Annotated in this window: 12 protein-coding genes and 1 pseudogene; 3 read left to right on the top strand and 10 right to left on the bottom strand. The window is 69.4% G+C overall.

Features of this window, described 5'->3' with window-relative positions:
- The first annotated feature begins 148 nt into the window (after nt 1–148).
- Complete coding sequence (locus SSP29_RS61555; RefSeq protein WP_150134541.1) at nt 149–805, top strand: toll/interleukin-1 receptor domain-containing protein; 657 nt, start codon at nt 149–151, stop codon at nt 803–805.
- Nucleotides 806–944: 139 nt separating this feature from the next.
- On the opposite strand, the gene SSP29_RS20315 is transcribed toward SSP29_RS61555, so the two are convergent.
- Nucleotides 945–1907, bottom strand: a complete 963-nt coding sequence (locus tag SSP29_RS20315; protein ID WP_150134542.1) for an NADP-dependent oxidoreductase — start codon at nt 1905–1907, stop codon at nt 945–947.
- 70 nt (nt 1908–1977) lie between these two features.
- On the opposite strand from SSP29_RS20315, the gene SSP29_RS20320 reads away from it, so the two are divergent.
- Nucleotides 1978–2991, top strand: a complete 1014-nt coding sequence (locus tag SSP29_RS20320) for a GlxA family transcriptional regulator (protein WP_089102102.1) — start codon at nt 1978–1980, stop codon at nt 2989–2991.
- Between the two features lie 699 nt (nt 2992–3690).
- Here SSP29_RS20320 and SSP29_RS20325 read toward each other — a convergent pair.
- Nucleotides 3691–3909 (bottom strand): hypothetical protein, encoded by a 219-nt coding sequence (locus SSP29_RS20325; protein WP_089102103.1) that lies wholly within the window; start codon nt 3907–3909, stop codon nt 3691–3693.
- 10 nt (nt 3910–3919) lie between these two features.
- Nucleotides 3920–4186, bottom strand: a complete 267-nt coding sequence (locus SSP29_RS20330; RefSeq protein ID WP_089102104.1) for a DUF8825 domain-containing protein — start codon at nt 4184–4186, stop codon at nt 3920–3922.
- A 273-nt stretch (nt 4187–4459) separates the two neighbouring features.
- On the opposite strand from SSP29_RS20330, the gene SSP29_RS20335 reads away from it, so the two are divergent.
- Complete coding sequence (locus SSP29_RS20335) at nt 4460–4963, top strand: NUDIX domain-containing protein (RefSeq protein WP_438363801.1); 504 nt, start codon at nt 4460–4462, stop codon at nt 4961–4963.
- Nucleotides 4964–5107: 144 nt separating this feature from the next.
- On the opposite strand, the gene SSP29_RS20340 is transcribed toward SSP29_RS20335, so the two are convergent.
- The 7 genes and pseudogenes from SSP29_RS20340 to SSP29_RS20370 all read right to left on the bottom strand — a co-directional run.
- Nucleotides 5108–5956 (bottom strand): alpha/beta hydrolase, encoded by an 849-nt coding sequence (locus SSP29_RS20340; RefSeq protein WP_089102106.1) that lies wholly within the window; start codon nt 5954–5956, stop codon nt 5108–5110.
- 32 nt (nt 5957–5988) lie between these two features.
- The gene (locus SSP29_RS20345) at nt 5989–7908 is read right to left on the bottom strand and encodes a TniQ family protein (protein WP_089102107.1); all 1920 of its coding nucleotides are present in this window, start codon (nt 7906–7908) and stop codon (nt 5989–5991) included.
- A 3-nt stretch (nt 7909–7911) separates the two neighbouring features.
- Entirely contained in the window at nt 7912–9186 is a 1275-nt protein-coding gene (locus tag SSP29_RS20350) for an AAA family ATPase (protein ID WP_150134545.1), read from the bottom strand.
- A complete protein-coding gene (locus tag SSP29_RS20355; RefSeq protein ID WP_145968929.1) occupies nt 9183–11243 on the bottom strand; it encodes a transposase family protein in 2061 nt (686 codons plus the stop codon). The genes SSP29_RS20350 and SSP29_RS20355 overlap by 4 nt, the downstream gene beginning before the upstream one ends.
- The gene (locus SSP29_RS20360) at nt 11216–12046 is read right to left on the bottom strand and encodes a TnsA-like heteromeric transposase endonuclease subunit (protein WP_245883151.1); all 831 of its coding nucleotides are present in this window, start codon (nt 12044–12046) and stop codon (nt 11216–11218) included. The genes SSP29_RS20355 and SSP29_RS20360 overlap by 28 nt, the downstream gene beginning before the upstream one ends.
- 193 nt (nt 12047–12239) lie before the next feature.
- Nucleotides 12240–13097: an inositol monophosphatase family protein gene (locus tag SSP29_RS20365; RefSeq protein WP_089102110.1), complete on the bottom strand. Its 858-nt coding sequence runs from the start codon at nt 13095–13097 to the stop codon at nt 12240–12242.
- Between the two features lie 31 nt (nt 13098–13128).
- Nucleotides 13129–13416, bottom strand: a pseudogene (locus tag SSP29_RS20370) (hypothetical protein); the annotation flags it as partial.

The raw sequence follows: 13416 nt of genomic DNA on the forward strand, positions 1-13416 counted from the left end.
GGACAAGAATCCGGACAAGGATGAGGACACTTCCCGGCCGTCCCGGGATGCGGGTGCCGGCGTCAGGAGTGCGTAAAGAAAACGGCGCACGGTACTCGGCGCGCTTGGGGAATCATGGGGGTGACGGGACGTCGGCGGGGGAGGCAGGGTGACTGCGGTGGGCGGCGGGTCGGTCTTCATCAGTTACGCCGGACCGGACCGGGTCTGGGCGGAGTGGGTGGCCTGGCATCTGCACGATGCCGGTCATCGCGTGGTGCTGGACGTGTGGGACTGGTCGGCCGGTGACAACTTCGTGGCGCGCATGGAAGAGGCGCTGAACAGCGCGACCGCGGTGGTGGCCCTGTTCTCCCGGCGCTACTTCGACGACTCGCGGTGGACCCGGGAGGAGTGGTCGTCGGTGGTGGCGCGGCGCGAGCGTCTCGTCCCGCTGGTGATCGAGCCGCTCGACGACACCGACGTGCCCGCCCTGCTGGCCCCGCTGATCCGCAGGAACCTCCACGGCCTGGACGAGCAGCAGGCGCGCGCCGCCCTGCTGGACGCGGTCGCCGGTGCCAGGGGCCCGCGTACCAGACCCGCCTTCCCCGGCGGCCCCGCGTCCCCGCCCCCCGGCGTCCCCGGCCACCGCCCGCCCCTGCCCGCCCCCGGCGGCGGACGGGGCCTGCCGAGCCCGGGCACCTCGCGAGCCCCCGGGGCCGATCCGTCGCCCGGGCCGCCCGGGGCGGAGGCCCCCCTGTTCTCCTCCCCCGAGGAGAGAGCACAGGCCCGCGACCTGGCCAAGGCCCCCCGCCGCCCGGACACCGCCTAGCTGTACCGACCCGGGAGGTCGGGGACGTGACCGGCGGGTGGATGACGACGGCCTGGTGCACGGGACCCGACCCGTGTGGATCCGCTGAGCGGTGAGGTTCGGAAGTGCCCGCCGGTCGGTGGGTTCCGGCCCGGCCCGCCTACGGGCGGACGGTGAGCACCAGCTTGCCCGTGGTGCGGCCCGTCTCGGCGTCCGCGTGAGCGTCGGCTGCCTCGGCGAGTGGGTAGGCGGCGGCGATGCGGGGGCGCAGCCGGCCGGACTCGGCGAGCGCGGCGATGCCGGTCATGCCCGCATGGTCGTGCTCGACCACGATGTTCGCGGCCCGAACTCCCAATTCGGTGGCACGCTCGGTCACTTCGTCGAAGTCGACGGGCAGGCTGGAGACCAGGATGCCGCCCGGCCTGAGCGTCTCCAGCGAGAGCAGCCGGTCGGCGCCGCCGACCAGGTCGAGGACCACGTCGATGTCTCGGGCCTCCTTTGCGACGTCCGTGGTGCTGTAGTCGATGACCTCGTCCACGCCCAGGCTGCGCACGAAGTCGGACTTGGCGGTGGAGGCCGTGCCGAGGACGTACGCGCCGCGGGCTTCGGCGAGCTGCACCGCGACATGCCCTACGCCACCGGCCGCGCCGAGCACCAGCACCCGCTGCCCGGGCTGGACGTGCGCGGTCTCGACGAGCGTCTGCCAGGCGACCAGCCCCGCCATCGGCAGCGCGGCGGCCTCGGCGTGGCTCAGCGTGGCAGGCTTGGGTACGAAGGCACGGACGGGACCGGTGACGTACTCGGCGTAGGCGCCGGCCCCGTCCGGGTACGGCAGCATGCCGAACACCTCGTCGCCCGGCTGGAACAACGAGACGCCGAGGCCGACCGACTCGACGACACCGGACACATCCCAGCCGAGGGTGAATGGCGGCTCGCCCAGGAAGAGGCCGAGCCTGCGGTGTTGTGCGTCGGTGGGGTTGAGCCCGGCGGCGTGGACGGCGACGAGGATCTGGCCGACTCCGGGTTCCGGGCGCGCCCGCTGGACCTCGTGGAGCACGTCGGGCTCCCCGAGGGTGTCCTGACTGACGGCCCGCATTGTGGACTTTGTTGCGTTCTGGGTCATGGATCAAGCATGTGGCAACGGCTCTGACCAGGCCAATGTCAAGATAGTCAATAAACGATAGAATCGTGACATGCCTGCGATGACGTCCCGCACCACCCCTGACAGGCCGCCGCATCGCGTCGTGGTCCTCGCCCTCGACGGCGTGTACTTCTTCGAGCTGGGCATCCCCGACCGGATCTTCGCCGGGGTCGAGTTCGCCGGGGTCGAGGGGGCGTACGAGGTGGTGACGTGCGCGGCGACGGATGACCGTACCGTCGCCACCAACACCGGTATCACCCTCACCCTGCACCATGGGCCCGAGGCACTGGAGAGTGCCGACACGGTCATCGTCCCGCCCTACGACCTGCGTCGCTTCACCGCCGACCTGCCGGAGCCGGTGCGCGCCGCGCTCGGCCGCATCCGACCCGGCACCCGCATCGTCTCCCTGTGCACCGGCGCCTTCACCCTGGCCGCCGCCGGACTGCTCGACGGGCGGCCCGCGACGACACACTGGGCGCTCGCGGACCAGTTCCGCCGGATGTTCCCCCACGTCGCCCTGGACCCCGAGGTGCTGTTCGTCGACGACGGCGACGTGCTCACCTCCGCGGGCGTCGCCTCCGGGATCGACGTGTGCCTGCACCTGGTGCGCTCCGACCACGGCAGTGCCGTCGCCAACCAGGTCGCCCGGCAGTGCGTCGTGCCGCCCTGGCGCGAGGGCGGCCAGGCCCAGTACATCGTTCAGCCCATGCCCCCGCAGGGTGCCGTCGGTACCGGTGCGACCCGCGCCTGGGCTCTGGAGCACCTTGACCGGCCGCTGGCCCTGCGGGAGCTTGCCGCGCATGCCCGGATGGGCCCGCGCACGTTCGCGCGCCGCTTCCAGGAGGAGACCGGCACGAGCCCCGGCCGCTGGCTGATCCAGCAGCGGGTGCACCGCGCCCGCCACCTCCTGGAGACCACCGACCTCCCGGTCGACCGAATCGCCGCGGAGGTCGGCTTCGCCACCGCAGCGTCCCTGCGGCAGCACCTGCACGCGGCGATCGGCGTGTCTCCCCAGGCCTACCGGAACACGTTCAAAGTCCGCAGCGGGATGCCGGGCACGGGATGAGCACGTCGCCCGTGAGCGAGGGTGTCGACACAGGCGGGGCCGGCGAGTGATATCGCCCGCCGTCGGCCGGTCCCACCTGTCTGCCGCACCCTGTCGCCCCCCGGCTTCCGATCGGCGCGTGTTCGGCCGGACGGAGGCGGAGACGGTCCCCTTCGGTCGTTCCCCGGCACAAGGGGTCCGCGTGGCCTTCAGGACCGGAAGATGCGACGCCGGGGGAGGCGTCCGATTCCCACCCCAACCGGCCCGCGTCACCCAACCGGCCCGCGTCACCCGGCCGTTCCGCGGCGGAGGCCGCCGCCGAGCGCGCCCCGGTCCCCGAGAACGTCCAGGAGCCCGAGCGGCTGCCGGTCGAGGTCACTGCCGCCGACCGCGAACCCGAATCCGGATCCGCGTCCGCGTTCTTCAAGGCGGCGGTCGCCGTCTGCCGGCAGACCGTCACCGCCCCCGCTCCCCGCTCCCCGCTGCCCCCGGGCTTCGCGACCAGGTCACCGTCCGGTGCGGGCACGCCCCACCCGCATGGGCTATGATCAATCCAGAGCTGGCCGGCCCGATCAAGGTCGCCCGGTGCTGCGTTGGTGGTCCAAGGAAAGACGCCCCGCTTCCTGCGGGGAAATGCAGGTGCAAGGCCTGCCCGGCGCTCCATTTCGAGGCCCGTCCACTGCGTGGACGGGCCTCGTGCGTTGCCCGGCGCCGAGGCCCTCACATCTCCGGCCCCCAGCGTTCCGGCCCGCCGCCCCGCCAGTCGATCCACGGCGCCTGCGCGACCTCCGCCGGGTCGATCTCCAGCCCGGCGCGGCGAAGGAACTCGGCGACGTCGGTCACGTTGTGCGCCAGCCCGAGGATCTCGCCGTCCACCCGCACACGCCGGCCACCCGTCGGCGACGGCGGATGCACGGTCACCCGTATCGGTCCGGACATGCCTTCAGGATCATCCGGGACGTACGGTCCCGCACTCCAGCCCGTCATCCGAGGCTCCTCCGCTCCCTGCCCGGTCCGATCGTCCGAGGGCACGCAGCTCCCACCATGCGGTGGGGCTCGGGCGCCGTTGCTGCCAGTAGGGATGGAAGAACACCTGCGCCGACAGCAGGTACAGCCGCCGGCGCAGCTCGGTACGCCCGGGCCGCTCGGCGAGCTGCCGGTAGGTGGCGCTCCATTCCTGCTGCGCCCGGGCCAGGTCCGCGGGAAACGATCGCATGACCGAATTCAAGCACGTGTTCGATTTTTGAGTCCATCGACGACGAAAGCGCCGACGGCGGCCACTGTGACTGAGTGCTTCAGTTGGCCGCCCTGGTGCTCAGGGTTGTTGATCAACACCTGGCGACACTGAGCCTGAGCACGATAGGCGTCGTATTTGCACGACAACTGTCGTCATCCGCGTCCGACCTCCTGGTGCAGGTGCCCTCGGGACGCCCTCCACGGGTCGCGCCGGGAAGCGGCGTTGTCGGTGGGCTCTGCCAGGGTGTGCGTCGTGGACGAACTGGTGGAGCGTGTCGACGATCAAGATCGTGTGCTGGGGGTGGTGGTCAGCCGCCGGCAGGCCATCCGGGAGGGTTGGCTGCACCGGGTCGCCGTGACGGTGTGTCGTGATGAGCGTGGGCGGATCCTTGTCCACCGGCGGTCGGAGCAGCTGTCGCGCTTCCCCGGGCTCTACGAGGTCGTGGTCGGTGGCGCCGTGAATGTCGGCGAGTCCTATGAACAGGCCGCCGCGCGGGAGCTGGCTGAAGAGCTGGGCATTCGGGTGCTGCCGCGCTTGCTGTTTACGTTCATCAACCGCAGCGGTTTGAGCCCTCACTGGCTCGGCGTGCACGAAGCGGTGGTGCTGGATGCCGTGGTCCCCGATCCCGATGAGGTCGCCTGGCATGGCTGGTTGGCCGAGCCGGAACTGCGGTCGGCCCTGCTGGAGTGGCGCTTCACCCCCGACAGCCACGAAGCCTTCAACCGGTATCTCGCGTTCCGGACCGCGCAGTCCTGAGACCTTGCCCGCCTTTGCTTGCAATAGGCGCGGTAGACGCGAAGAACGATGCGAATCTGACGACAGTTGTCGTGCTCAGCGATCCAGGAACCCCCTGGTCAGGATGCCGGGTTGACGACAACTAGCTCGCTCCGTCTCAGACACTCAGCCCTCATGGGACCGCCACAACCAGCGGAGGGCATCGGGGAGCAGGACGCCGCCGTGGTTGGGGCTGTGGCCGCCGTCGCCCAGGACCAGACGGAAGTCGTATCCGGCTTCCGCGAGCGCGGCCGCGACGCGCAGGTTGTTGGCGAGCCAGTTCCTTTCGGGCTCGTTCCAGTGCAGGTCACGATGGCCCGCTTGCAGGAAGATGCGCAGTGGCTTGAGTGGAACGCGGGGGATGAGTTCGGGGTAGGGGTTGCCGTCCGGCATCTGCGTGAAGCTGGACAGGAACGCGGTGACCCGGCGGAACTTGTCGGGGCGAAGCCATGCTGCGGTGAAGGCGCAGTTGCCGCCGCTGCTGCCACCGCAGATGCCCCACTGATCGGGGTCCTCGGCGATCGAGTAGTGCTTGCTGACCTCGGGGATGATCTCGTTCAGGAGGAAATTGACGTACCGATCGTCGAATGCGTCGTACTCGGTGTTGCGGTTCTTCGGATCCTCGGCGTCGGGGAAGATGCCGGGGTCGACGAACACGCCGATGGTGACCGGGATGTCACCCCGGTGTATGAGGTTGTCCAGGACGATTGCGCCGCGGACCTCACCTGCGGGGTCCAGGTACCACCATCCGTCCTGGAACACCATGAGCGACGCTGGTTCGGCGGGGTTGTAGCTCACTGGCACGTGGACCCAGAACTTCCGCGACGTGCCGGGGTAGATCGCGCTGTTGTCCCAGTCGAACTCGATCGTCTCGCCGGAGGGCGCTCCGGGCTGTGCAGCAGAGTCGGGGCCGTGGGCGTAGCGAACGTCTGACTGGTGAATCGGAAGCGGCTGGTAGGGGACCTCGATCGTCACGCAGGCCAACCTAGGAGAGATCACGACCTGCCTCAAAGGGGTTTGGGGTCTGTTGTGAAGCTGCTGGTCACAGCGGTTCGTTGAGGACGTTCAGAGTCGATCTGCTTGGCGAGCTTGTCGGCGTGCTCAAGGAGTGCGTTGTGCAGGAGGCGGGCGAGCCGGCCGGGTTCCCTGCTCGGGAAGACGGGCAGCGTGAGTTCGTAGGCGCCGAATCGGGCCCTCTTGATCTCGACGGACCCGATGTTCGGCCCATTTCGCAGCATGGGTGACCATTGCCAATCGCCCTGCGTGACCTGGGCCCAGATGATCGCCGAGGCCGCCAGGTGGCGTGCTCGGTCCCACCGGATGCGGTGACGCTGGGCTGGCTCCAGTTGTTGGACGACCATCTCGATGATCTTCTTCCAGTCGTCCTGAGGGAGGACCCAGCTCTGCAGGTGGGCTCGACGGTGTTCGTAGTTGACGGGCGAATCGGTCGCCGCAAGCTGGCTGGCGAGGCCGCCGAGGGTGTCTGCGTACTGTCGTGCGTTGTCGTCGGCCGACTGCCATGAGCGGAGTTGAGCACTCGTGTTGTGGCTCACGGCGGCTGTGAATCCGAGATAGAGGGCAGCTTGTCGGCGGGTGCCGCCGTGTGCCATCTGCACCAGTCGGATGGCGGCGTCGCGGCGGAGAGGATGGATGGGAGCGCCGAGTGGTTGCAAGGGTTCCATCCAGGCGCCGGGAAGGTGTTGAGGGATCGTCGCGGCGTCCAGTTCCCCTTGGTGGGTGGCGGTTTGGGGGAAGAAGGCCAGGAAGTCCGCGCTGACCGGGCGTAGGGCATCGAGCCGGGGCCGGAGCGCGGTGCGAAGCCCCGCCGAACAGTGCGGCTCCAGGCGGAGAAGCTTGGGCCGTCCCGGCCACTGCCTGGTGCAGCGGGAGAGAAGGGCGTCGATGCGCTCGGCCCGGTCGGGGCCGTCGAGGATGTGCCTGGCGAGCAGCATCAGGGCAGCGCAGGCGACGGAGTCTGCGGGCGGCGTGTCGAGTGCGCGAGCGACGTGGGTGACCTTTTTCTGTCGCGCGGTGAGACGTCGTAGCCGCTGGTCGATGTCGGTGTCGATGGCGTCCAGCTTCGCGGCTCGCGGAAAAAGTTGTGCGGTAACGGGCCAGGTGCCGCAGATCAGCAGCATGGCTGCGCGCAGGTCGGCGAACTGCTCGGAGCCGCTCACGGCCTGGTGCAGGCCGGTCGGATCCATGGCGAGGTCCAGCAACTCTTGTTGCAAGTGCAGGACGTCGAGGGAGGGGCGAATGACGGGGCTCATGTGGTGGTCGAGTCGGTGGCCGCAGGCCGGTGGCGGCCGGTTGATGTGGTCATCGTCGCCGATGCGACTGCGGCATTGGGCCGGGTGCAGGACCGTGGTCGGGTTGGGGATCAGCTGAGCTGGTCGCCAACGTCCTGCGGCAGTGATGCCGGCCGAGAATGCGGGATTGCCGCAGGCAGGGCAGCGCCAGTCGAGGTAGCGGTGGTGCCGTGGGCAGGCGAAGGCCATGGGGAGGCGCCAGAAGCCCGGCCAGGAGCTGGTCATGCTGCCGTGTTCTGGATTGCTCAGGCACTCGGGGCAGTACCGGCTGAAGCGGGTGAAGGACCAGCCCTCGGCCACGATGGTCTCGAAAGTACGTTTTCTGCCCAGGTAGTTGAGACGAAGAGGCGGGAACCCGGGAGCTTGGCGGCCCAGGGTCAGATCGTGTACTTCGGCGACGCTCAGGCGGCTGCTGCGGGCGAGGGCGTCGGCGGTTTCGGGGCCGAGCTGAACCAGGTGTCGGCTGGGGAACGTGACGCGGGAGGCTCCGAGCAGGCCGCAGTGCTCGGCCAGATCCAGCGGTTTGACGCTGAGCCGGTAGGACAGCCGCAGCAGGAAGCTGGGCAGGGCCTCACCGGGCGTGGGGTTCAGGCTGCGGGGAAGGGGCCGGTGCCGCATGGTTCACCCACCGCTCTCGGCGGCGGGGCCGTGGTCGTCGAAGACCGTGGAGGGCCTGGGGCGGCTGTTCTTCTTCGGCTGTCTTCTGCGGGCGACCGCCGTGGCGACCGGAGGAATGGCCGGGATCTCCCCTGCGCCGGCGTCGCGTCCGGGAGCGTGGGACACGTTGATGTCGATGCCGTCGAGGAAGGCTTCGCTCAGGCACTCCTCTCCGGTGTCCATGGCTTCGTGGCAGCCGTCCTCGATCAGTCGTTCCAGCAGGCCGACCACGCCTTTGGTGCGGTCGAAGAGGTACTCGGGCATGTGCCCGTCGGTGAGCATGCCGGGATTGGCCTTCAGCAGCCGCAGCTGGTCTTCGAGGCCGGCCAGGTGCTGGACCCAGGCGGCGATCTGGGATGGGGAGTCGTAGCGGAAGCGGTCGAGTTCCACCAGGTCGAACCGGCGCTCGGTCTGTGTCGGCTCCAGGCCGTGGGTCTTGGCGCTCTGCGAGGCAGGCAGACGCCACTGACCGGTGCGCGGGTCGGGGCTTCCTTCCTGCAGGAGCCCCGAGGCGGGGATGTCGACTCCGATCAGGACGAGCGTGACGTGCATGCTCATGAAGGCCCGGATGAGATCGAGGGTGTCCTGATCGTCCGCGCGGTGCATGCGAAGCCGGGTGATGTCGTCCAGCACCAGAGCCTTGGTGCCGTGGTCGTGCAGGGAGGCGGCGACCTGGTGGACCAGGTCGGGCAGGTCGAGGTTCTTCGTCGGGGCGCCGTAGAAGTTGAGGATGGCCTTGCAGGTGCTTTTCGGTTTCGCGGTCACCGGGGTCTGGACGTAGGCGACCGGCGCGTAGAGATCACGTGCTCCGGAGACCGCATCCGGGTTGAGGTGCTGGTGCAGATCGCGCCAGGAATCCTCGAAGGAGGCCGCGATCTCGCAGGCCGTTTCGGTCTTCCCCTGGTAGCCGCCTCCGGTGATCATCACTCCGGCGCGGGTGGACGGCTTCACCTTCAGCGCATTGGACCGGATGCGCCCGTTGAGCAGTTTGGCGACCTTCCGGCTCATCGGGGTGTGCAGAAGGGGGAGATTGGCGTGAGTGGCCGCGCGGTGCAGGTCGTGGATCCCGCGCTCTCGGGGGTTCAGGGCCCGCCAGGCAGCGAGATCGAGTCGCGGGGCGGGCACGAAGTCGTGCCGTGTGCGGCGCCAGCGATCCCAGTCCTCGATTGTCTCGCGCTGCGGCGGGCCCTCGGACGGCAGGAACGGATAGCGGCCCGCGGGCATCTCCGGGGATGTCACGAGGAGCCCTCTGAAGGGACGGTGTCGTCGGCGGTGTCGTCCTCGCCGGGCAGCAGAAACAGGTGCTGGGCTCGCAAGACGTCGCCCAGCAGCGGCGGCGGCTCGGGTCGGCGGGTGACCGCCGCCTCGCGGCGCCGGCGCCGCTCCTCCCGGACGGCCTTGTTCACCTGCTGGGACACCTCCGCGACACCGCCGGCCGGGGCAGGCGGCGGGCAAGCCGTCGGACGATCACGCTGAGCGGCCCGGGCGCGGGCCAGCTCGCGTGCCCGCTCGGTTCGCTCAGCCCGGCTCATCTGGCTGGGCCAGGCATCGACCGGTGTGCGTGCGGCCACCAGGTCCAGCAACACCGGCAGGAGTTCGCGGTCGTCCTGGGGGATGAGACCGGTGTGTGCCGCCTGGCGCAGGACTTCGCGTACGCGTGCGTCGGAGAAGGCCGGGACGTCCTCATCGGCGGGAAGACCGTTCCAGCGCAGGGCATGCCATTGTCCGTCGGCGGGGTCCTCGAAGAACACTTCCCGGCAGTCTCGTGGATCGCGGCCGATCGCCCACTTGCCGCGGTGCTTGCCGCTGCGGCCCGAGGCCCGTCCCCGGTAGGGGTGCAGGACCTGGGCGTGGGCGCCATACCAGAGTCCGCCGATCTTCACGCCCCGGCGGGAGGTGATGTTCACGAAGTGCGTGGGCAGCAGTTCGTAGTACAGATCCGGCTTCGGGATCTCCAGGCAGATCCCGTCCCGCGCGGCCGCGGCGGCGAACAGGGTGTTGGGGCTGTGCCGGCCGCCCGGATCCCAGGCAGGGGCGTACTGGTCCAGGCGCCGGTTCTGCCAGACCTTCACGGTCCAGGTAGCGAGCAGGTGCTCCATTTCCTGGACCGTCCAGACCGCATCCCCTTCCGGGTCGACGCCCCGGTCCGCGACATCCACTCCCCGGTAGCCGAGCAGCAGCTCCAGCAGCAGCGACTGGATTCCGGCGAAGGCGCGCTCGCATGCCGCTTTGTCACTCGGCCGCATCATGCGGGCGGGCAGCAGATCGATCCCTAACCTGCGGGCGACGCGCACCAGGTGATGGTTCTTGTAGACGCTCCCATGATCACTGGTGACGGTCTCCGGAGCGAAGAACGGTCGCCCGGCCACCGGATGACCGGCGAACTCGGCCACCAAGGCAGCCGGGACACCCGGATAGGGCCACTCCATCTCCGGCCCCCAGCCCGGCCGCATCGGCAGCGGCAGCAGCACGTCCCGCAACAGCATGGCCACCTCCACCGACGAGTCCGACACGGGAGTCAGCCGGAAGGCGACCAGGGAATGCGTATGGGCGTCCAGGGCGAGCGTCAGATCAACCGAGATCGGAGCGGCGAACACGTCATCGAGCACCTTCACCGGCAGCGGAGTGGTGTCCAGCACCACGACCTGACCGGGACGGCTGATCGTCACGCTCGCCTTGCCGGTCTCCAGCGCCGCCGATCGGACATACCGCTGCCGGGCTCCCTGCGGCCCGAACCACTCCTTCCAGACCCCGGCCAGCGTCGTGTAGTGCGGAACCGTCACCGCGGGACCGAACTTCTCCCGCACGTACTGGTGGATCATCCGCTCCTTGGTCTTCATGCTCAGCCGCGAGCGGTGCAAGGACTCGGCGTGGACAGCGTGGATAGCCTCGGCGACCTGCGGAGTGATCGACTTGTGGCCTCGTCGCGGCGCTGTCCACCGCCCGTCGGCCAGGCCCATCAACCCGTGCTCCCGCTGCTCGGCGGCCATCCGCCGCAAGGTCCGCTCGCTGACCGACTCCAGTCCCAGCAGCTTGGCGTCCCTGCGGTCCAGAGTCCGCAACTCGGTCACCTTGGCCCGCCGACGCTCACCCACCGTGGTGCGGGCCGGGTCGTACTCAGGGCGAGGTTCCCCCGGCAGAGGCCAAAACGGGCTCCCGCTGCGAAACCCTGTCTCCACCTCCAGCAGGTGGGCCAACCGGATCTCGGACCGTTCCAGATCGTGACCATCAAGTTCCTCGCGCCGGGGACGCTGCCGGGCCGTGTCCATCACGCCCTCCCGCAGGGATAGATCCACGAGGCGTCTCCCAACGGTGCAGCGAGATCCACCGCCAGCCTGCGATGCCAGAGCAGATGCACCACGTGCACCCGGGCGACCGGCGGAACCGCGGTGGCCTCGACGAGTTCACCCAGGCGTCGGGGACGCTCCGCGACAAGCTCCCGCACCTGGTCGCCAAGCCCCAGCGGGTCCGTCAACGGCCGCCGCCGGGCCGACAGCGTCTCCAGGCCCGTCATCACCTCACGGCGCCAGCCGGTCACCACCGAATACCGCCAGCCCGCAGCCTGCGCAGCCTGCCGGGCGGCGGCGAACCGGAGCACGTCCTGCTCCTTGACCAGGTGGGCGGGGCGGACATCCAGCAGCCAGCCGCCCTCGCCGCACACCAGCAGGAAGTCCGGGATGTGCTCCCCCTTGCCGTCCTTCGAGGAGAACCGCAGACGAAACGGCTGCGACAGCACTTCGTCCGCGGTCGCCACGAAGTCGATGGCCAGCAGCAGCCGACGCTCAGCCAGGCTCTCGAAGCCGTGCATCCGGCCCGTGGCCTGCATGTACTTCAGCCCAGGACGGTGACGCTGATCAGCCCGCCACGTGAATCGGCGTACCGGCACTGTGATGCTGGTCGGAACGGCAGCCAGCTCGCGTACCGCGCAGACGACATCGGCGTCCGACGATTTCCACACCGCACTCCACCGCCGAGACCAACCCTCGCCGACCTCCAGATGCTCAGCAACCTGCTCATCCAGCACGTACGGCGCGATCAGCTCATCCAGCCCGCACGTATGCGACCACACCGGCCCGCAGGGCCCCGTAGAGACCTCCACCAGCCCAGCACAGCCGATGAACCCGGCATCGCGGTCGACTTCATCGAAACCGGCATCAGCTACCTGAATCGATCGCTATCCTCCGGCCAACTGTGACGCTCAGAATGGCCAACTGGACCGCTCAGTCACAGCCACTGTGACTGAGTGCTTCAGTTGGCCGCTCCGTGCTCAAGAGTCGGGTGGCGGTCTGGCCTCAGGTGCTGGAGATGATGACGGCCAGGAGCTCGTGATGGATGGCGGGCTTGGCGAACAACGCTGCTCCTGTGTCGGTGCGCTGTTGACCTGCGAGGTCGCTGAATGCGCCGCCGGCTTCTTGGACGATGGGGATCAGAGCGGCGATGTCCCAGGGGCCGGCCCCGAGCAGGAGGAAGGCGTCCAGCTGGCCGGTGGCGACGAGGAGGCCGCCGTGGCAGGTGCCGGACCCTGTGGACGGTTTCCGGGGTGGTGGCGTGCTGGTTTCTGCTGCGGACCAGTCGAGCGCGGGACGGGTCCGTGCGGTGTGCCCAGCCAGTTTCGCGGCGATGGCTCGGTGTGGCTCGCTCAGTCGGTGAGGGGGCGGCCAGATGCCGAGAATGGCGTCGTGACCATGGCCACCAGGGGTGATCGTCAGCCTGCGTGAGTGTGCTGGTGAGCGGGAGGGGCTGGGTCCTGTCCATGCGCCGGCACCTGGCGCGGCCCACCAGCGGCTGCCCAAGGCGGGCGCGGAGACCATGCCCAAGGTGATGGTGCCGTGGTCTTCGAGGGCGATCAGGGTGCTCCATTCTGGTTCGCCCGCGACGAAACTCGCGGTTCCGTCGATGCCGTCGATGATCCAACGGCGGCGAGCTTTCCCTCGCTCTCCGTACTCCTCGCCGATGAACGCGTCATGGGGACGCCGTCGGCGGATCTCGGAGCGCAGGGAGTGTTCGATCTCCCAGTCGGCGTCGGTGACCGGGCTTCCGTCGTTCTTGGTGTGGACGGTGAGACCGGCTGCCGTGAAGTAGCGGCGTGCGATGCCGTCGGCCAGGTCAGCCAGATGGTGAGCCAGGGCCAGATCCGTCGCGTTTGCCATACCCATGGCCTTCCCATCGAGCCTTGTGCGATCACCTTGCTTGCCGAGCCGACACGTCCATGCGCGGTGCAGCGAGATCCACCGCCAGCCTGCGATGCCAGAGCAGATGCACCACGTGCACCCGGGCGACCGGCGGGACCGCGGTGGCCTCGACGAGTTCACCCAGGCGTCGGGGACGCTCCGCGACAAGCTCCCGCACCTGGTCGCCAAGCCCCAGCGGGTCCGTCAACGGCCGCCGGGCCGACAGCGTCTCCAGGCCCGTCATGACCTCACGGCGCCAGCCGGTCACCACCGAATACCGCCAGCCCGCAGCCTGCGC

The sequence above is a fragment of the Streptomyces hyaluromycini genome, from assembly GCF_002217755.1.
Taxonomy (GTDB): domain Bacteria; phylum Actinomycetota; class Actinomycetes; order Streptomycetales; family Streptomycetaceae; genus Streptomyces; species Streptomyces hyaluromycini.

Coding starts and splice junctions, on each gene's coding strand:
- SSP29_RS20315 (WP_150134542.1), bottom strand. CDS start 1,907: ATGACCCAGAACGCAACAAAGTCCACAATGCGGGCCGTCAGTCAGGAC.
- SSP29_RS20320 (WP_089102102.1), top strand. CDS start 1,978: ATGCCTGCGATGACGTCCCGCACCACCCCTGACAGGCCGCCGCATCGC.
- SSP29_RS20325 (WP_089102103.1), bottom strand. CDS start 3,909: ATGTCCGGACCGATACGGGTGACCGTGCATCCGCCGTCGCCGACGGGT.
- SSP29_RS20330 (WP_089102104.1), bottom strand. CDS start 4,186: ATGCGATCGTTTCCCGCGGACCTGGCCCGGGCGCAGCAGGAATGGAGC.
- SSP29_RS20345 (WP_089102107.1), bottom strand. CDS start 7,908: ATGCGGCACCGGCCCCTTCCCCGCAGCCTGAACCCCACGCCCGGTGAG.
- SSP29_RS20365 (WP_089102110.1), bottom strand. CDS start 13,097: ATGGCAAACGCGACGGATCTGGCCCTGGCTCACCATCTGGCTGACCTG.